Below are 16,989 nucleotides of genomic sequence, written 5' to 3'. Positions count from 1 at the left end.
CGCCGTGACAGCGCCCCCGACGCACTCTGGTGTCAGCCCACAGAAAGGCAGACAACCCATGAGCTCATCCGCTCCCTCGGGGCGCGTCCCCGCCGTCCGCGCCGAAGGCCTGGTGAAGACCTTCGGCACCAACCGCGCCGTCGACGGGGTCGACCTGATCGTCGACGCCGGCACGGTCTACGGTGTGCTCGGCCCCAACGGCGCCGGCAAGACCACCACCATCGGCATGCTGGCGACGCTGCTGCGTCCCGACGCGGGCCGCGCCGAGATCTTCGGGCGCGACGTCGTGCGCGAGGCGCAGGTCGTGCGCCAGCTCATCGGCCTCACGGGGCAGTTCGCCTCCGTCGACGAGACCCTGTCGGCCACCGAGAACCTCATCATCTTCGGGCGCCTGCTCGGGCTGTCGCGGGTCGACTCCCGTCGGAAGGCGGGGGAGCTGCTCGAGGAGTTCGGGCTCACCGAGGCCGCTCGTCGTCCGCTGGCGAAGTTCTCGGGAGGGATGCGGCGCCGCCTCGACCTCGCGGCGTCGCTCATCGCCCAGCCGCCGCTGATCTTCCTCGACGAGCCCACGACGGGCCTCGACCCCCGTACGCGTGGGCAGATGTGGGACACGATCCGCCGGCTCGTCGCCAACGGCTCGACCGTGCTCCTCACCACGCAGTACCTCGACGAGGCCGACCAGCTCGCCGACCGTATCGCCGTCATCGACCGCGGTCGGGTCGTCGCCGAGGGAACGGCGCCCGAGCTGAAGGCCTCCGTCGGGCAGGCCTCTCTCGTGCTCCGCCTGCGCGACGGCGCCGAGCTGGCCCTGGCTCGAGAGACGGTCGACCGGGTGCTGGGCGCGTCGGCGATCGTCTCTCCGGAGGCGGCCCGACTCACCGTGCCGATGAGCGACCCCGACCGGGTGACGACCTGCTCCTGGCCTTCCGGGAGGGCGGGGTGCACCTGAGCGAGTTCAGCGTTCAGCAACCGACCCTCGACGAAGTCTTCCTCACGCTGACCGGCACGGGACCGTCGTCCGACGCGGATGCCGCGGACATCCCCGATCTCGAAGGAGCACGCGCATGAGCACCCTGACCGCACCCCTCACACCGGTCGCCGATCGCGACCTCCGCAATCACGCGGGCGTCGCGCAGACCGTGCAGAACACGTTGACGATGGCGTGGCGAGGACTGCTCAAGATCCGCCGGACCCCCGAGCAGCTCATCGACGTGACGGTGCAGCCGATCCTGTTCACGCTGATGTTCACCTACATCTTCGGCGGCGCGATCGCCGGCGACGTGCAGAGCTACCTGCCGATCATCATCCCCGGCATCCTCGTGCAGACGGTCATCACCACGTCGGTCGTGACGGGCGTGCAGCTGCGCGAAGACATGGACAAGGGGGTGTTCGACAGGTTCAGATCGCTGCCGATCGCCCGTATCGCTCCGCTGTCGGGAGCCCTCCTGGCCGATACGGTGCGCTACGCGATCGCCACCACGCTCACCTTCACGATGGGCTTCATCATGGGCTTCCGTCCGGCCGGTGGCTTCGGCGCCGTGGTCGCCGCGGGCGTCCTGGTCGTGGTCTGCTCGTGGGCGGTCAGCTGGATCTTCGCGTTCTTCGGGGTGGTGGCGCGGACCGCCTCGAGCGTGCAGGGGGTGTCGCTGGTGATCCTGTTCCCGCTGACGTTCCTCTCCAACGCCTTCGTCCCCGCCGACACGATGCCCGGGTGGCTGCAGTGGTTCGTCGACATCAACCCCGTCTCGCACCTGGTGACGGCGGTCCGTGATCTCGTCAACAACGGCACCGTCGGATCCGACGTGGTGATCACGCTGATCGGCGCGGCCGTGATCGTCGCGGTGTTCGCACCGTTGACGGTGCGCACCTACATGCGCAAGGCCTAGACCGCGTCGTCGTCCAGCAGGGCGGCGAGCCGGATGAACTCGGCCGCGGCGTCGGGGACGGGTTCCTCCGGCGCCGCGGCCATCCGCGCGACCAGGCGGGTGCGGTACGGGTCGTGCTCGTCGGCGCTACCGCGCAACGCCGAGGCCGTCGCGAGGGCGCGGCGGGCCGCCGCATCCTGACCCGTCTCGACCAGCCAGCCGGCCAGCGACAGCGCGACGTCGGCCATGATGGGCTGGTCGCCGCTGCGGATCGCGACGGGCACGGCGTCGCGCAGCGCCGCGCGTGCCTCGTCGGTGCGGTGCAGCAGCGTGAGAGCCTGGGCGCGCTTCGATCCCCACCAGGCCGTCAGCTGCGACGGGAACCCCGCCGGAAGGCCCCGGTCGAGCACGGCGAGCTCACGCAACGCCGCCTCCGCGTCTCCCGCCGCGATCTCGACGAGCGCCCGGCTCATCCGCACCTGCACCAGGGCGCGCTCCGAGCCGTCCTGCCGGGCGAAGTCGTCGAGCTCGTCGACCCGCGATCGGGCGTCGTCGACGCGGCCCAGGCGAACGAGCAGTCCGACGGTCTGAGACCGCTGCTGCACCGCGTCGCTGGCCGACGTGAGGCCGGAGAAGACGTCGGTCGACCGGTCGGCGATCTCGAGGGCCTCCTCCAGACGGCCCTCCAGCATGAGCCACTCCGACTGCAGTTGCCCGGCGAACGCGATGCCCCACGGGTCGCCGATCTCGCTGAACGTGCGCAGCGCCAGCGCACTCTGCGCACCGAGCGTCTCGACGTCACCGGAGTTTGCCGCCGCCCCCGCGCGGAGCACGCCGAGGAACGCCCGCGTCCACGGCGGGAGGTGATCGGTCGGCCCCTCGGCGAAGGTGACTCCGTGCGACCAGCTCAGGTCGCGGCCGAGGTTGGACATCGCCTCGGCGATGCCGCGCAGAAGTGCGGGGAGCGCGGCGGCCAGCTCGGACGGATGCTGCGCCGAGGCCGCGGCGATCTCGGCCGCCCGCTCGTCGTAGCGCGGTACGTCGCCACGCCCGCCCGCGGTCGGTGCCAGCACGGCGCTGTCCATCACGAGAGAGAACGAGTCGGCGAGGAGTCCGACGCCGGCCACGACGACCTCGGGCTCGGAGTCGAGCGCTCCGCCCGTCGCGGCGAAGACCGCGGCATTCCCGGCGAGATCGGCGGTGCGTTCGCGGAGGATCCACGGCCAGAGCATCGCCCGCACGAGGCGGACCCCGGTGGAGCGCCTCGCGGTCTCCGCGCAGAAGCGCAGCGCGCTCGACAGGTTCTCCTCGTTGGTGTCGAACCACGCCAGGCCCGCCCGCACCTGCGGGCCGCGGAGCGTCGCGTCGCGGGCGGAGGCGAGCTCGGCCATCGACTCCGCCTGCGACGCACGGAACCGGTCGTCGAGTCCCTCGGCGCGGAGGCGCTCGAGACCGTATTCGCGCACCGTTTCGAGCATCCGGAAGCGTCCGTGCCGCCGGCTCAGGAGCGATCGGTCGACCAGCTCGTCGAAGGCCGACGCGGGGAGGTCGTACCGCGCGCCGATCACCGCAGCATCCGTCGCCGCGATCCCGTCGGGGAAGACGGCCGCCGCGAGGAGCGCGGTGCGTTCGGTGGGGGTCAGGGTGTCCCAGCTCCAGTCGATGAGCGCCCGGAGCGTCTGATGGCGGGGCGCCGTCGCGCGAGGACCCGCCGCGAGCAGGCGGAATCGGTCGTCGAGGCCCGCCGCGATCTCGATCAGCGACAGCGTGCGGGTCTTCGCCGCGGCCAGCTCCACGGCCAACGGCAGCCCGTCCAGTCGGCGGACGATCCCCTCGATCGTCGCCGCATCGGCGGGATCGGGCACCGACCCGGAGGCCGCGCGCGCCCGGAGGCCGAACAGCTCGACCGCGTCGGGGAGGGGGAGCGGACCCAGGTCGACGAACGCTTCGCCCGGCACGCCGAGGGGTTCGCGGCTGGTGGCGAGCACGCGCGATTCGGGTAGAGCCTGCAGTACGTCCACGGCGACCTCGGCGGCCTCGCGCGAGACGTGCTCGCAGTTGTCGAGCACGATCAGCACGCGGCGCCCGGTGAGCGCCTCGACGACGCCGTCGCGCACCCCGATGGGGGTGCTCGTCGCATCGGGGAGGCGCACGCTGCGCCCGACGGCGCCGGCGAGCGCGCTCCATACGTCGCCCGCGGCGACGGGGGCGAGTTCGACGATGATCGCGCCGGCGCGGAGGCGGGCGGTCTCGAACGCGAGCGTGGTCTTGCCCGCTCCGCCCGGGCCGACGACCGTGACCAGACGCTCGGAGGCGAGCTGCTGCTCGATGAGGGCGAGCTCGGCCTCCCTCCCGACAAGACTCGTGATGGCCGCCGGCACGGTGCTCTCGCGGAAGACGTCGCCGGCGCTCTCGCGCACGACGTCGTCGGCGACGACGGTTCGCGCTCCGGCCAGCCGCTCGGCGTGGGCTCGGTCCTCGAGCAGATCGCGCACCAGCCAGTCGAAGCCGTCGCCGGGGGTCCACGGGTCGCCGTTCCACAGCGACAGCGCTTCGCGGGCGAGAGAAGCGGCGTCTCCGGGGTCGGCGGCGGCGCGGGCGCGGGCCACGAGGTCGGCGAAGCGGGTGATGTCGATGTCCTCGCGCGAGAAGGCGAGGCGGTAGCCGCCGGGCGCGGCGACGAGGGCGTCCTGCGGCAGCGCGCGCCGCAGGCGGGAGGCCAGGGAGTGCAGCGAGGCGCGGGGGTCGGCCGGGGGGTCCTGGCCCCAGATGTCCTCCGTCAGGGCGCGGTAGCCCACGGTCGTCGCGGTGTCGACGGCGAGGCGGAGAAGCAGTGCCTGCTGGCCGCGACCGGCGACGACCGCTGATCCGTCCCCCGCGACGAGTCCCCCGAAGAACCGCAGCTTCACGCTCTCACCCTAGGCCCGCCGAGCGGGGTGCCGAGATGTGCCGGCCGGCCCCGCCCGTGCCCGCACGTCCGCCAGACCGCAACCGCGCGCCGAGACCCGGGGTGAATGTCGCGGTCTCGTCGGCGCGAAGCGGTCTCCCGGTCAGGGACGGGACCGTCAGGGGCGGGGGCGACGCGTCAGGCGACGCCGGGCTCGGTGTCGGCTGCGGTCGCCTCGGGCTCGGCGACCTCCAGGCCGTAGAGCGTCGAGAGCGCGGTGATGTAGTCGTCGGCGCGTCCGTCTTCGGCGAGCTGGTGCGCGCGCGAGGTGGGGGTGTGCAGCAGCACGCCGACGAGGTGGCGGAGGGCCTGCTCGGTGCGGCCGTCGTCGTCGCCGCGGGCGCGGGCACGCGAGATCTCCGACTCCATGAGTCCGAAGATGTGCGTGCGCAGGGCGACGACCGCCGGTGTGATGCTCTTTCGCTCGCCGACGGTGGCGAACCGGCGGGCGGCGTCGCGCACGACCTGGCGCGCCGCATCCGTCGCCTGCAGCTCGTCGAGGGGAGCGTGAATGCGGATCGTCTCGAGGTCGAGCAGGTCGACACCGGCGACGCCCGCCACATCGGGGTCGACGTTGCGCGGCAGGCCGAGGTCGATGACGAGGCGGCGGTCGGGGGTCGCGATGGGGCAGGCGGATGCTGCGGGCTGGCCCTCGATCGCGGTGTCGTACGCGCCGCGGCCGGCGGCGAACGTGGCCGCGCTGAGCACGTGGTGCTCGGCGCTCGTGCACGTGATGATGAGGTCGGCGTGGGTGACGGCCGACGGGAAACGCTCGGGTGCGACGGCGCGGATGCCGTGCTTCGCGGCGAACGGGGTCGCGCGACCCGAGGGGGAGTGCACCGAGATGTCGTCGGCGCCGTGGTCGCGGAGCGCGGCGAGAGTGACCGCCGCGTACGAGCCCGTGCCGATGAGCAGCACCCGCAGCTTCGACCAGTCGGTGATGCGGCTGTCGGCCAGGTCGAGGGCGAGTCGCACCAGCGAGCGCCCGGCACGGCCGATGGCGGTGGCGTTCTTCACTCCGCGCTGGGCCTCCGAAGCCCTCTGGAACAGGCGCTCGAGCTCGGCCGAGGTCGTGCCGAGACGGCGCGATTCGGTGAGAGCGCGACGCACCTGGCCGGCGATCTCTCCTTCGCCGACGACGACGGATTCGAGGCCCGACGCGACGGCGAACAGGTGCTCGGCGACCTCGTCGCCGCCCATGAGGCGGTACGAGCCGTCGAGTTCGGACGCGGGCACACCGGTCGCGGCCTCGATCGCCGAGAGGGTGGCCTCGAGCCCGACGGCGCCCGACGCGGTGAGCGGCTCGTCCATGTCGACGTACGCCTCGAAGCGGTTGCAGGTGGCCACGACCACCGCTCCCTGCACGCACTCCGCGTGCGCCGCGATCAGCGGGGCGACGGGTGTGGAGGGGACGCTGAGGCGCTCGAGGAGATCGAAGGACGCGGTCTTGTGACTCGCGCTGACGCACAGCAGCACGTCGTCGATTCTACCCACCGCGTCGGCGGGGGCGGCTGCGAGCGCCGAGGTGTCTCGACGACGAGACATCCGAAGGCGCCCGTGGGCGGTGGGCGCCCAGGCGCCGGTGGAAGAATGGCTGCCATGGCAACACCTGACGCACCCCTGCTGCGCGCGCTGCGCGGCGACCGCCCCGACCGGCCGCCGGTGTGGTTCATGCGGCAGGCGGGGCGCTCCCTCCCCGAGTACCGCGAGCTGCGTGTCGGGACGCGGATGCTGGACGCCTGCCTCACCCCGGATCTGGCCGCAGAGATCACGCTGCAGCCGGTGCGTCGGCACGGCGTCGACGCCGGCATCTTCTTCAGCGACATCGTCGTGCCGCTGCGCCTGGCCGGGATCGACGTCGAGATCGAGCCCGGCCGCGGGCCGGTCTTCGCCGACCCGGTGCGCTCGTCCGACGACGTCGCGCGCATCACCGCCATCGACCCCGCCGAGGTCGCAGCCGCGGCCGCGCCGGTGCGCGAGGCCGTCGGCATCGTCACGGCGGAGCTCGGCGACAAGCCCCTCATCGGCTTCGCCGGGGCGCCCTTCACCCTCGCCGCCTACCTCGTCGAAGGCGGCCCCTCGAAAGAGCACCTTCGCGCCCGCGGCATGATGCACGCCGACCCCGACGCCTGGCACCGGCTCGCCGGGTGGCTCTCGGGCGTCTCGCGCGCGTTCCTCGACGCCCAGATCGACGGCGGCGCCTCGGCGGTGCAGCTGTTCGACTCGTGGGCGGGCTCGCTGTCGCGCTCCGACTACCTCGAGTTCGTGGCGCCGCACTCCGCCGCCGCGCTCGAGGGCATCACCGTGCCGCGCATCCACTTCGGTGTCGGAACCGGCGGCATCCTCGACGACATGCGCCTCGGCGGGCTCGCCGACGCCGTCGGCGTCGACTGGCGCACCCCCCTCGACGCGGCCGCCGCCGTGCTCGGACCCGACACCACCGTGCAGGGGAACATCGACCCCGCGCTCCTCGGCGCCCCGTGGCCGGTCCTCGCCGCGCACGTCGACGACGTCATCGTCCGGGGCCGCGCCGCCCGCGCCCACGTGCTGAACCTCGGCCACGGTGTGCCCCCCGACGCCGACCCCGGCGTGCTCACGAGGATCGTCGAGCGCGCCCACGGGCTCGACGCGTGAGCGAGCCGCTCGACCGGCTCGCCGCTCACGCGGCCGAGTCGCACGCGGTGGTCGTCGGCGGCGGAATGGCAGGACTCACCGCCGCGCTCGAGTTCGCCAAGGTCGGGTTGCGGGTCACCGTGCTCGAGGCGGGCGACCGTTTCGGTGGTGTCTTGAGGTCGGCCGAGGTCGGCGGGTTCACCCTCGACGTCGGCGCGGAGAGCTACGCGACCCGGGGCGGCACGGTGCGCGCGCTCGTCGACGACCTCGGCCTGGGCGACGCGGTCACGACCCCGAACCCGGCGGGGGCGTGGGTCGCCGGGCTGCCCGGCGGTGCGGCCGCACCCCTGCCCCGCGGCGGGGTGCTCGGCATCCCCGGCAACCCGTGGTCGCCCGAGGTGCGCCGCATCATCGGCCGCCGCGGGGTGTGGCGCGCGTTCGTCGACCGCATCCGCCCCCCGCTGACGATCGGGCACGAGCGGAGTCTGGGCGCGCTCGTGCGCTCGCGCATGGGCGAGCGCGTGCTCGATCGGCTCGTGGCACCGGTCATCGGCGGCGTCTACAGCGCCCGCCCCGATGACATCGACGTCGACATCGCCGCACCCGGGCTGAACGCCGCCCTCACCCGCACCGGCTCGCTCTCGGGCGCGGTCGCCGATCTCACCGCGGGCCGCACCACCGCCCCCGGCGGCGCCGTCGAGGGGATCGTGGGAGGCATGGGTCGCCTCGTCGATGCCCTCGTGGCACGGTTGGCCGACCTCGACGTCGAGCTGCGAACCGACGCCGAGGTGTCGGAGCTGCGCCGCGTCGCCGCGGAGCCGGACACCGGGGCCGAGGAATGGAGCGTCGTCCTGAGCGACGGAACCGAGCTCGCCGCCGGGGCCGTCCTCGTCGCCCTGCCCGAGGCGTCGGCGCGACGGCTGCTCGCACCGCACGTTCCCGACCTCGACCCGGAGGCGGGGGAGTCGCCGGTCGTCGAGGTCGTGACTCTCGTCGTCGACGCGCCCGGCCTCGACCGTCACCCCCGTGGTTCGGGCGTGCTGGTCGTGCCCGGCGCGCGCGCCGCGAAGGCCCTCACGCACTCCACGGCGAAGTGGTCGTGGCTGGCGCAGCAGGCCGAGCCCGGTGTCCACGTCGTGCGCGTCTCGTTCGGCGCGCAGGGAGAGGAGCCCGCGACGGCGGGCCTGGACGACGCGGATGCGGCGCACCTGGCTGTGGCGGAAGCATCCGCTCTTCTCGGTGTCGCCCTCGAACCTGCGCACCTGCGAGCGGCGCGGCGGGAGCGCTACACGCAGTCGCAGCCGGGGGCCTTCATCGGGCGTGCGGAGCGCACCCGCGATTCGCGCGACGTGATCCGAGCAGTCTCGGGGATCGGCGCGGCGGGAGCCTGGTTGGCGGGCACCGGCCTTGCCCAGGTGGTGCCCGACGCGCAGCAGGAGGCCGATCGTCTGCGCAGCGCGCTGCTCTGGAACGGCGGAACACCGCTCTAGTGGCGCAGTGCCCCGCGGGCCGTGGGATGTCAAGGGTGGATGCCTCTGACGGAATATCTGGCTAGCCTGGGACCCAGACAACAGGCTCCACCGAGCGTGAGGAGGCCCTTATGAAGGGCAAAGCAGGACTCGTTATCGGCCTTGCGGCCGGATATGTGCTCGGCACGCGTGCCGGGCGTGAGCGTTACGAACAGATCAAGACCCAGGCGATCAAGGTCTGGGAACTCGACCCCGTGCAGACGCAGGTGACCCGTGTTCAGGCTTTCGGCGCCAGCGCTCTGAAGGCCGTGCCCAGCGCACTGTGGAACGGCGCGAAGAAGGTCACGCACGCCGCATCCGAGTCGGGAACCGCTCAGGAGCGCGCCCAGCGCGCGGGTTCCGCGGCGAAGTCGTCGGCCAAGAAGGTCGCCGACGCCGTCGAGGAATCGGTCGACGACGCCAAGAAGGCGGCTCCCTCGACCTCCACCACGAGTTCGCGGTCGACCTCGAAGCCCGCCGCATCCTCCGGGAGCTGAGGTGACCACGCCCCGCGGATTCCGCGATCGCGCGGACGACAGCCTCTTCACCCTCCTGGGCGACATCCCCGAACTCGTCCGCAACCTGGTCGTCGCCGAGATCAACGCCGCCAAGGCGTGGCTGTCGAAGACGGCGAAAGACGCCGGTATCGGCGCCGGGTGGTTCGTCGGCGCCTTGTTCGTGCTCTTCTGGTCGCTGCCGGTGTTCTTCGCGTTCGTCATCGCCGGGCTGTCGTCGTGGTGGCCGGTGTGGCTCTCGGCGCTCGTCGTCTTCGGCGGCATGCTCGTCATCGTCGCCGTCCTGGCGCTGCTCGGCATCATGCGTTTCCGCAAGCTGAGCAAGCGCACCAACCCCGGCTCGGCCGTGGCCGAAGACATCCGGATCGTCAAGGAGGCCGGCGATGAGCGTTGATCGTTCCCCTGTTCCCGTACCCCGCACCGGCGTCGCCCTGGGTCTGACCGACCCGGTCGAGAGCGCCCGCGCCGAGCTCAAGGCCGCCCTGGCCGCGATCGAGATCAAAGCCAACGTGCCCCGTCGGCTCGAGCACGGTCTGACCCGCGTGACGGCCAAGGCGCGCGACTTCCGGCGGAAGAACCCCGCCGGAGCCGCCGCAGCGGTCGTCGGTGTCGCGGTCGCCGTCGGCGGCATCGTCTGGTTCGCCGTCCGCACCTACGCACGCTGAGGCCGTCCGGCGCCGTTCCCGCGAGGGCGACGACCGTATTCGCGCCCGAGCGGCGCCGGTAGCTCGTCGTCGACAGGTTCCGGCCATCGGCGTTTGGCGCGCTCGGCACGCAGAGAGAGACTGGAATCATGCCCGATGACTCCGCAGCATCCGCCTTCACCCTGTGGGCGGTCTTCCGCCGTGACCCCCACAATCCCCTCGGCGAGGCCGACAGCACCGAGCTGGCCGACATCGTCGCGCTGATCGAGCAGGGCGGGGCGGTCACCGTCCGCGGCTTCTACGACGTCAGCGGTCTGCGAGCCGACGCCGACCTGATGGTGTGGCTGCACGGCCCCGACGCGGAGTCGCTGCAGCGGGCGCTGCGCCGGCTTCGCCGCACCGAGCTGCTGCGCACCCTGCTGCCGACGTGGAACGCCATGGGCGTGCACCGCGACGCCGAGTTCAACCGTTCGCACGTGCCCGGTTTCCTGCGAGGCGAGCACGCGCGCGAGTGGTTGTGCCTCTACCCGTTCGTGCGCAGCTACGAGTGGTACCTCCTCCCCGAGGAGGAGCGCCGCGCGATGCTCATGGATCACGGACGCAAGGGCGCCGCTTTCACGGGCGTCATCGCGAACACCGTCGCGTCGTTCGCGCTGGGCGACTACGAGTGGCTGCTCCCGATGGAGGCCGACGAGCTCACCGACCTCGTCGACATGATGCGAGAGCTGCGCTACACCGAGGCGCGCCGGCACGTGCGCGAAGAGGTGCCCTTCTACACCGGGCGTCTGCTCGACCTCGCCGAGATCCCCGAGGTTCTGCAGTGAGTCGGGCGCGATGAGCGCGCCCCTCCGCCTCGGCACCCGACGCAGCGCGCTGGCCCTCGCCCAATCGCAGCAGCTCGCCGACGCGCTGACCCGCACATCCGGCCGCGAAGTGCTGCTCGTGCCGATCGTCTCCGAAGGCGACATCAACCGTGCGTCGCTGTCGCAGCTGGGCGGGCGCGGCGTCTTCGCGAACGGCCTGCGCGAGGCGCTCGCCGCGGGCGAGTGCGACCTGCTCGTCCACTCGCTCAAAGATCTGCCGACGGCGCAGCCCGAGGGTCTCGTGATCGCCGCCACTCCGGCCCGTGAAGACGCCAGGGACATCGTCATCACCCGAGACGGCACGCCGCTGTCCGAACTCCCCCAGGGGGCGGTCGTCGGCACCGGGTCGCCCCGCCGCATCGCGCAGGTGCTGCGGCGCAACCACCGCGTGCAGGTGCGCGACCTGCGCGGCAACGTCGACTCGCGGCTGTCGCGCGTGCGCGACGGCGATCTCGACGCCGTGGTGCTCGCCGCCGCCGGTCTGTCGAGGCTCGGCGGAGACCTCGGCGGGCTCGTCGCCGAGCCCATGGGCCTCGAGGAGTGGCCGACCGCACCGGGACAGGGATCGCTCGCCGTCGAAACGCGGACGGACGCCGCATCCGACCTGCTCGACGCGCTCGGGCGACTCGACGATCTGCAGACCCGGATCGAGATCACGGCGGAGCGCGCGGTGCTCGCCACCCTCGACGCCGGATGCCACGCACCGGTCGGCGCCCACGCCTCCGTCTCGGACGGCGATCTGCGGATCCGCGCTCTCGTCTACGCCCTCGACGGGGCGCACCGCATCGGAATGGACCGAACCGTCCGCCTCGAGCCGGGGTATGCTCGGACAGCAGGCAGCGGCGATGGTGCGATTGCTGCCGATGGCGCGGACCCGATCGCGCGAGCTGCGCGCACCGGGGAAGATGTCGCACATCGGTTGCTCGAACGTGGGGCGGCCGATCTTGTCCCACGAGAGTCGACCCCATGAATTCCAGCCCACGGCATACCCCGACGCCCGACCGGCCCCTGGCCGGCTGGCGCGTCCTCGTGCCGCGGGGCGGCCCCTGGGGCGACGGTGTCGCCGCGACCCTGCGCAACCAGGGAGCGACCCCCGTCATCGCGCCGCTGATCAACTTCGCACCGACGAACGATCAGGCCTCGCTCGAAGCCGCCCTCAGTGATCTCGCGGCCGGGGCGTTCGACTGGCTGACCGTGACCAGTGCGACGACGGTCGACGTGCTCTACGCCTATCGCGCCGTGCTCCCCGCGACGACCAAGGTCGCCGCGGTCGGCGAGACGACCGCCGCCGCCCTCCAGGCCGCCGGCTATCGCGTCGACCTCGTGCCCGAGCGCGACAACTCCGCCGCGGGCATGGCCGAGCAGATGATCTCCCTCGAACGCGACTCCCGTCGGGTGCTGGCGCTGCGCAGCGAGATCGCCAAACCGGTGCTCACGCGCATGCTGATCGAGGCCGGACACGACGTGCGCAGCGTCGTGGCCTACCGCACGGTCGGCGTCCCCGTCACCGACAAGATCGCCCGTGATGTGACCTCCGGCCGCATTAACGCGATCCTCGTGACCAGCGGATCGGTCGCAGAGCAGGTGCAGGCCCAGTTCCCCCGCATCCCCGAGTCCACCGTCATCGCCGCGATCGGCCCGCGCACCGCGAAGGACGCCCGTCGCGCCGGGCTCGCCGTCGACGTGATCGCCGAGCAGCAGACCGTCGACTCCCTCATCGCCTCGGTCGCGCGCTTCCCCCTCCCGCACTCGGCCGACGAGTTCACGCCATGAGCTTTCCGCAGCACCGGCCGCGGAGGCTGCGACAGTCACCCGCCATCCGCCGTCTCGTGCGAGAGACCCACCTCGCCCCGTCGCAGCTCGTGCTGCCGATGTTCGTGCGCGAGGGCATCACCGAGCCGTCGCCCATCTCGTCGATGCCCGGGGTCGTGCAGCACTCGCTCGACTCGCTCCGCCGCGCGGCGACGGATGCTGCGGGCGCCGGCGTCGGCGGGCTCATGCTCTTCGGCGTGCCCGCGGTGCGCGACGCCCGGGGATCCGGAGCCGACGACCCCCGCGGCATCCTGAACGTCGCGACCGAGGCGCTCGTCGCCGAGGTCGGCGATGCGCTCGTGGTGCAGACCGACCTCTGCCTCGACGAGTTCACCGATCACGGGCACTGCGGCGTGCTCGATGCGAAGGGGCGGGTCGACAACGACGCCACCCTCGAGCGGTACGCGTCGATGGCTCTCGCGCAGGCCCGGGCGGGATCCGCCCTGCTGGGCCTGTCGGGCATGATGGACGGCCAGACCGCTCACGTGCGTGCCGCCCTCGACGCCGAGGGCTTCGCCGACACGATGATCCTCGCCTACTCGGCGAAGTACGCGGGGGCCTTCTACGGCCCGTTCCGCGAGGCGGTCGACTCGCAGCTCGTCGGCGATCGCCGCACGTACCAGCTCGACCCCGCCAACGGCCGCGAGGGCGTGCGCGAGGCGCTGCTCGACGCCGAAGAGGGCGCCGACATCGTCATGGTCAAGCCCGCGATGCCCTACCTCGACGTGCTCGCCGAGGTGCGGGCCTCGGTCGACATCCCCGTCTGGGCGTACCAGGTGTCGGGCGAGTACGCCATGATCGAGGCCGCCGCAGCGCACGGGTGGATCGACCGTCGCCGTGCGATCGAAGAGAGCCTGCTCGGCATCCGGCGTGCCGGCGCCGACGCGATCCTCACGTACTGGGCCGTCGAAGCGGCCCGCTGGCTGCGCGACACCCCCTGAGCCGCCTTCGCCGTTCAGAACCCAGGAAGAACACGCGTTCTGGGTGGGCGGGGCGACGGAATGACTCTTTCCTCCTGGATTTCGAACGGAGACCCGAATGACCGATCGCAATGACGAGCTCTTCGACCGCGCGCGCGAGGTGATCCCGGGCGGGGTGAACTCGCCCGTGCGCGCCTACGGGTCGGTCGGCGGCACGCCGCGGTTCCTCGCTTCGGCGCGCGGTGCGACGGTGACGGATGCTGCGGGACGCGAGTTCGTCGACCTCGTGGCCTCCTGGGGTCCCGCCCTGCTGGGTCACGCGCACCCCGAGATCGTGGAGGCCGTGCAGACCGCGGCCGCCCGCGGGCTCTCGTTCGGCGCGCCGACCGGCGCGGAGGTGGAGCTCGCCTCCCTCATCGCCGAGCGGGTAGCCGTCGGCGATGCGAAGCCGGTCGAGAAGGTGCGGCTGGTCTCGACGGGCACCGAGGCGACGATGACCGCGATCCGCCTCGCGCGCGGCGTCACGGGCCGCGACCTCCTCATCAAGTTCGCCGGGCACTACCACGGCCACTCCGACGGACTGCTGGCCGCCGCGGGCTCCGGCGTGGCGACACTCGCCCTGCCCGGATCGGCCGGTGTCCCCGGCCCGATCGCGGCGCAGACGCTCGTGCTGCCCTACAACGACCTCGACGCGGTGCGCGAGGCCTTCGCGCTGCACGGCGACCGGATCGCGGCCGTCATCGTCGAGGCGGCGGCGGCGAACATGGGCGTCGTCGCTCCGCTTCCCGGCTACAACGCCGCGCTCGCCGACATCGCCCACGACAACGGCGCGCTCCTCATCATCGACGAGGTGCTCACCGGCTTCCGCGTGCACCCCGCGGGGTACTGGGGCCTGCAGGCCGCGGCCGGCGAGGCCTTCACCCCCGATCTCTTCACCTTCGGCAAGGTCGTCGGAGGAGGGATGCCGCTGGCCGCTCTCGGCGGTCGCGCCGACGTCATGGACGCCCTCGCCCCGCTCGGCCCCGTCTACCAGGCGGGCACGCTCTCGGGGAACCCGCTGTCGGTCGCGGCCGGCATCGCGACCCTGCGCCTGGCCACCCCCGAGGTCTACGCCCGGGTCGACGCGGCAGCGGCCGTCGTCGCCGACGCGCTGTCGGCGGCACTCACCGCCGAGGGCGTCGTGCACGCCGTGCCCCGCGCGGGGTCGCTGTTCGGTGTCGCGTTCCTCCCCGACGCCCCCCGCGACTACGCCACAGCGCTGACGCAGGACGCCTGGCGATACCCCCCGTTCTTCCACGCGATGCTCGACGCGGGTGTCTCCCTCCCGCCGAGCGTCTACGAGGCATGGTTCCTCACCGCCGCGCACGACGAGGCAGCCCTCGAGCGCATCGTGGCGGCGCTTCCGGATGCGGCCCGCGCCGCAGCATCCGCCCCTCAGCCTCCGCTGGGCTCGTGACCGGCGTCGCACCTTCGCCGAAGGTGCCCGTTCCCGCCGAACCAGGCCGAGTTTTCGACCACCCTCGGCAGAAGGCGGCACCTTCGGCGGCGGGCTCCCGATGACCCGCGTCGTCGTGCTCGCCGGCGGGGTCGGCGGGGCGAAGTTCACGCTCGGCGTGCGCGAGGCGCTCGCACGCCGCGGCGGGCCCGAGGCGACGGTCGTCGTCAACACCGGGGACGACCTGTGGCTCTCGGGCGTGCGGCTGCAGCCCGACATCGACTCGATCCTCTACGCCCTCGCCGGGGTCAACGACACCCAGCGCGGGTGGGGGCGTCAGGGTGACACCGAGCGCGTCAACGAGGAGCTCCAGGCGTGGGGTGCGGGCTGGCCGTGGTTCACCCTCGGCGATCTCGATCTCGGCACGCACCTCGCCCGCACGGGATGGCTGCGCGACGGAGCGACCCCCGCGCAGGTCGTCGAGCGGCTGTCGGCCCGCTGGCCGCTCGGGGTGAGGATGCTGCCGATGACCGACGCCGAGGTCGACACCCGCGTGGTGCTCGAGGACGGCCGTGACCTGCATTTCCAGGAGTGGTGGACGCGTTATCGCGCCACCCTCGCCCCCGCCCGCTTCGACAACCCCGGGGTCGGGTCGGCCGTACCCGCGCCCGGCGTGACGGAGGCGATCGCCGCCGCCGACGTGGTGCTGATCGCGCCGTCGAACCCCGTGGTGTCGATCGGTCCGATCCTGCGGGTGCCGGGCATCCGCGAGGCTCTGGCCGCAGCATCCGCGCCCGTCGTGGGTGTCTCGCCGATCATCGGCGGCAGGGTGGCGCGCGGTATGGCCGACGTCTGCCTCGCCGCGATCGGCGTCGAGACCTCCGCCGCCGCCGTCGGGGCGCACTACGGCGCCCGGTCGAGGGGCGGCCTGCTCGACGCGTGGCTCGTCGCGACCGAAGACGCCGATGGCGCCGCGGCGGTCGAGGCCGCCGGCATCCGCCCTGTCGTCACCCCGCTGTGGATGAGCGACGTCGACGCGTCCGCCGCGATCGCAGCCTCTGCCCTCGCCGCCGCCGGCGTCTGATCCGCCCGCGACAACACGGCTTGCGCACGAGCGCACGCGCTCTGGCCGCGCCCGACCCGTGTGCTCGGGCAGAACTCGTGCGCTGAGTCCGCCGGGGCTAGGCCGCAGACGACGTCAGCACGGCGGTCGTGCGCTCGCCCAGACCCAGGGCGGATGCTGCGGCCAGCTGTTCGGCGGTGTCGACGTCACGGCGCAGGGTCGAGTCGGCGGGCAGGTCGAGGGGCGTGCAGCCCAGCAGCTTGTGGCGCGAGAAGGAGTCTTCGCCAAAGGCCGAGAGCCAGGTCGCGCCGGCCCGGGCGGTCACGAGCGTCGACCCCTCGCCCTCGGCATCGGCGACCACGCCGCGCTCCACGGCCTGCGCGGCCTCGAGAGCGGTGTCGAGGTCGAACGGACGCAGCGCCGGCAGGTCGCCGAGCAGGGCTGCACGCGGCACGTCGGATCCGGCGGCGGCCGCCCCGGTCGCGATCGCGGCGTCGAGCCCGCGGGTGTCGCCCTCGCGGACGACGTCGACCGTCCGCATCCGGCGAACGGCGGCCGCGATGTCGGCGTCCTCGGTCACGACGATCACGCGCTCGACCGCCGTCGCCGCCGCCGCGGCCGCGATGGTGTCGAGCGCGAGCGCGCGGGCCAGCGCCGCGCGGTCGGGCGCGGCATCCGACAGCCGGGACTTGCCGACGTCCGACGACTTCACCGGCACGATGACGACCCACCCGGAGCTTGCGTGTTCGGCCGGCGCGGGCGAGGAGCGCGGCGAGAAGCGGTCAGTCAGAGACATCACGACAA

15 protein-coding genes and 1 pseudogene are annotated in these 16,989 nt (G+C 73.0%); 13 read left to right on the top strand and 3 right to left on the bottom strand.

Annotated features, from left to right (window positions below; all coding sequences use genetic code 11):
* The first annotated feature begins 58 nt into the window (after positions 1-58).
* Both DEA06_RS11465 and DEA06_RS11460 read left to right on the top strand, forming a co-directional pair.
* Positions 59-1,068, top strand: a pseudogene (locus tag DEA06_RS11465) (ATP-binding cassette domain-containing protein).
* On the top strand, positions 1,065-1,886 hold the full coding sequence (locus tag DEA06_RS11460; RefSeq protein WP_116648127.1) for an ABC transporter permease: 822 nt from the start codon (positions 1,065-1,067) through the stop codon (positions 1,884-1,886). The pseudogene DEA06_RS11465 and the gene DEA06_RS11460 overlap by 4 nt, the downstream one beginning before the upstream one ends.
* Here DEA06_RS11460 and DEA06_RS11455 read toward each other — a convergent pair.
* On the bottom strand, positions 1,883-4,774 hold the full coding sequence (locus tag DEA06_RS11455; RefSeq protein ID WP_116648126.1) for an ATPase: 2,892 nt from the start codon (positions 4,772-4,774) through the stop codon (positions 1,883-1,885). The genes DEA06_RS11460 and DEA06_RS11455 overlap by 4 nt on opposite strands.
* A 176-nt stretch (positions 4,775-4,950) precedes the next feature.
* Positions 4,951-6,288, bottom strand: coding sequence for a glutamyl-tRNA reductase (locus tag DEA06_RS11450; protein WP_116648125.1), 1,338 nt, complete (start codon positions 6,286-6,288; stop codon positions 4,951-4,953).
* A 123-nt stretch (positions 6,289-6,411) separates the two neighbouring features.
* Here DEA06_RS11450 and hemE point away from each other — a divergent pair, with 123 nt between their 5' ends.
* The 11 genes from hemE (at position 6,412) to cofD (ending at position 16,206) form a co-directional block, all read left to right on the top strand.
* A complete protein-coding gene (gene hemE / locus DEA06_RS11445; RefSeq protein ID WP_116648124.1) occupies positions 6,412-7,446 on the top strand; it encodes a uroporphyrinogen decarboxylase in 1,035 nt (344 codons plus the stop codon).
* A complete protein-coding gene (locus DEA06_RS11440; RefSeq protein WP_116648123.1) occupies positions 7,443-8,915 on the top strand; it encodes an FAD-dependent oxidoreductase in 1,473 nt (490 codons plus the stop codon). The genes hemE and DEA06_RS11440 overlap by 4 nt, the downstream gene beginning before the upstream one ends.
* Before the next feature lie 110 nt (positions 8,916-9,025).
* A complete protein-coding gene (locus DEA06_RS11435) occupies positions 9,026-9,430 on the top strand; it encodes a hypothetical protein (RefSeq protein ID WP_116648122.1) in 405 nt (134 codons plus the stop codon).
* A gap of 1 nt (position 9,431) precedes the next feature.
* Positions 9,432-9,842: a phage holin family protein gene (locus tag DEA06_RS11430; RefSeq protein ID WP_116648121.1), complete on the top strand. Its 411-nt coding sequence runs from the start codon at positions 9,432-9,434 to the stop codon at positions 9,840-9,842.
* A complete protein-coding gene (locus DEA06_RS11425) occupies positions 9,832-10,113 on the top strand; it encodes a hypothetical protein (RefSeq protein ID WP_116648120.1) in 282 nt (93 codons plus the stop codon). The genes DEA06_RS11430 and DEA06_RS11425 overlap by 11 nt, the downstream gene beginning before the upstream one ends.
* 128 nt (positions 10,114-10,241) lie before the next feature.
* Positions 10,242-10,916, top strand: a complete 675-nt coding sequence (gene hemQ, locus DEA06_RS11420; protein WP_205781267.1) for a hydrogen peroxide-dependent heme synthase — start codon at positions 10,242-10,244, stop codon at positions 10,914-10,916.
* 10 nt (positions 10,917-10,926) lie between these two features.
* Positions 10,927-11,925, top strand: coding sequence for a hydroxymethylbilane synthase (hemC, locus tag DEA06_RS11415; protein ID WP_116648118.1), 999 nt, complete (start codon positions 10,927-10,929; stop codon positions 11,923-11,925).
* Positions 11,922-12,728 (top strand): uroporphyrinogen-III synthase, encoded by an 807-nt coding sequence (locus tag DEA06_RS11410; RefSeq protein ID WP_116648117.1) that lies wholly within the window; start codon positions 11,922-11,924, stop codon positions 12,726-12,728. The genes hemC and DEA06_RS11410 overlap by 4 nt, the downstream gene beginning before the upstream one ends.
* Positions 12,725-13,708 (top strand): porphobilinogen synthase, encoded by a 984-nt coding sequence (gene hemB, locus DEA06_RS11405; protein WP_116648116.1) that lies wholly within the window; start codon positions 12,725-12,727, stop codon positions 13,706-13,708. Before DEA06_RS11410 ends, hemB begins: the two co-directional genes overlap by 4 nt.
* 97 nt (positions 13,709-13,805) lie before the next feature.
* Positions 13,806-15,143 carry a glutamate-1-semialdehyde 2,1-aminomutase gene (gene hemL / locus DEA06_RS11400; protein ID WP_116648115.1) on the top strand — a complete coding sequence of 446 codons (1,338 nt, stop codon included), beginning with the start codon at positions 13,806-13,808 and terminating at the stop codon, positions 15,141-15,143.
* Between the two features lie 100 nt (positions 15,144-15,243).
* Positions 15,244-16,206 (top strand): 2-phospho-L-lactate transferase, encoded by a 963-nt coding sequence (cofD, locus tag DEA06_RS11395; RefSeq protein ID WP_116648114.1) that lies wholly within the window; start codon positions 15,244-15,246, stop codon positions 16,204-16,206.
* 97 nt (positions 16,207-16,303) lie between these two features.
* Here the strand turns inward: cofD and cofC are convergent, their stop codons facing one another.
* A complete protein-coding gene (gene cofC, locus DEA06_RS11390; RefSeq protein ID WP_116648113.1) occupies positions 16,304-16,981 on the bottom strand; it encodes a 2-phospho-L-lactate guanylyltransferase in 678 nt (225 codons plus the stop codon).
* Positions 16,982-16,989: the final 8 nt, after the last annotated feature.

The sequence above is a fragment of the Microbacterium sp. Gd 4-13 genome, from assembly GCF_003095395.1.
Classification (GTDB): Bacteria; Actinomycetota; Actinomycetes; order Actinomycetales; family Microbacteriaceae; genus Microbacterium.
Note: the sequence above shows the minus strand (reverse complement) of the source record. Positions and strands in the feature narration are given on the sequence as shown.

Bases quoted from the DNA above. Each gene is read 5' to 3' on its own strand.
- DEA06_RS11410 (WP_116648117.1), top strand. From the start codon at position 11,922: ATGAATTCCAGCCCACGGCATACCCCGACGCCCGACCGGCCCCTGGCC.
- hemQ (WP_205781267.1), top strand. From the start codon at position 10,242: ATGCCCGATGACTCCGCAGCATCCGCCTTCACCCTGTGGGCGGTCTTC.
- DEA06_RS11435 (WP_116648122.1), top strand. From the start codon at position 9,026: ATGAAGGGCAAAGCAGGACTCGTTATCGGCCTTGCGGCCGGATATGTG.
- hemE (WP_116648124.1), top strand. From the start codon at position 6,412: ATGGCAACACCTGACGCACCCCTGCTGCGCGCGCTGCGCGGCGACCGC.
- DEA06_RS11425 (WP_116648120.1), top strand. From the start codon at position 9,832: ATGAGCGTTGATCGTTCCCCTGTTCCCGTACCCCGCACCGGCGTCGCC.
- cofC (WP_116648113.1), bottom strand. From the start codon at position 16,981: ATGTCTCTGACTGACCGCTTCTCGCCGCGCTCCTCGCCCGCGCCGGCC.
- cofD (WP_116648114.1), top strand. From the start codon at position 15,244: ATGACCCGCGTCGTCGTGCTCGCCGGCGGGGTCGGCGGGGCGAAGTTC.
- hemC (WP_116648118.1), top strand. From the start codon at position 10,927: ATGAGCGCGCCCCTCCGCCTCGGCACCCGACGCAGCGCGCTGGCCCTC.
- DEA06_RS11460 (WP_116648127.1), top strand. From the start codon at position 1,065: ATGAGCACCCTGACCGCACCCCTCACACCGGTCGCCGATCGCGACCTC.
- hemL (WP_116648115.1), top strand. From the start codon at position 13,806: ATGACCGATCGCAATGACGAGCTCTTCGACCGCGCGCGCGAGGTGATC.
- hemB (WP_116648116.1), top strand. From the start codon at position 12,725: ATGAGCTTTCCGCAGCACCGGCCGCGGAGGCTGCGACAGTCACCCGCC.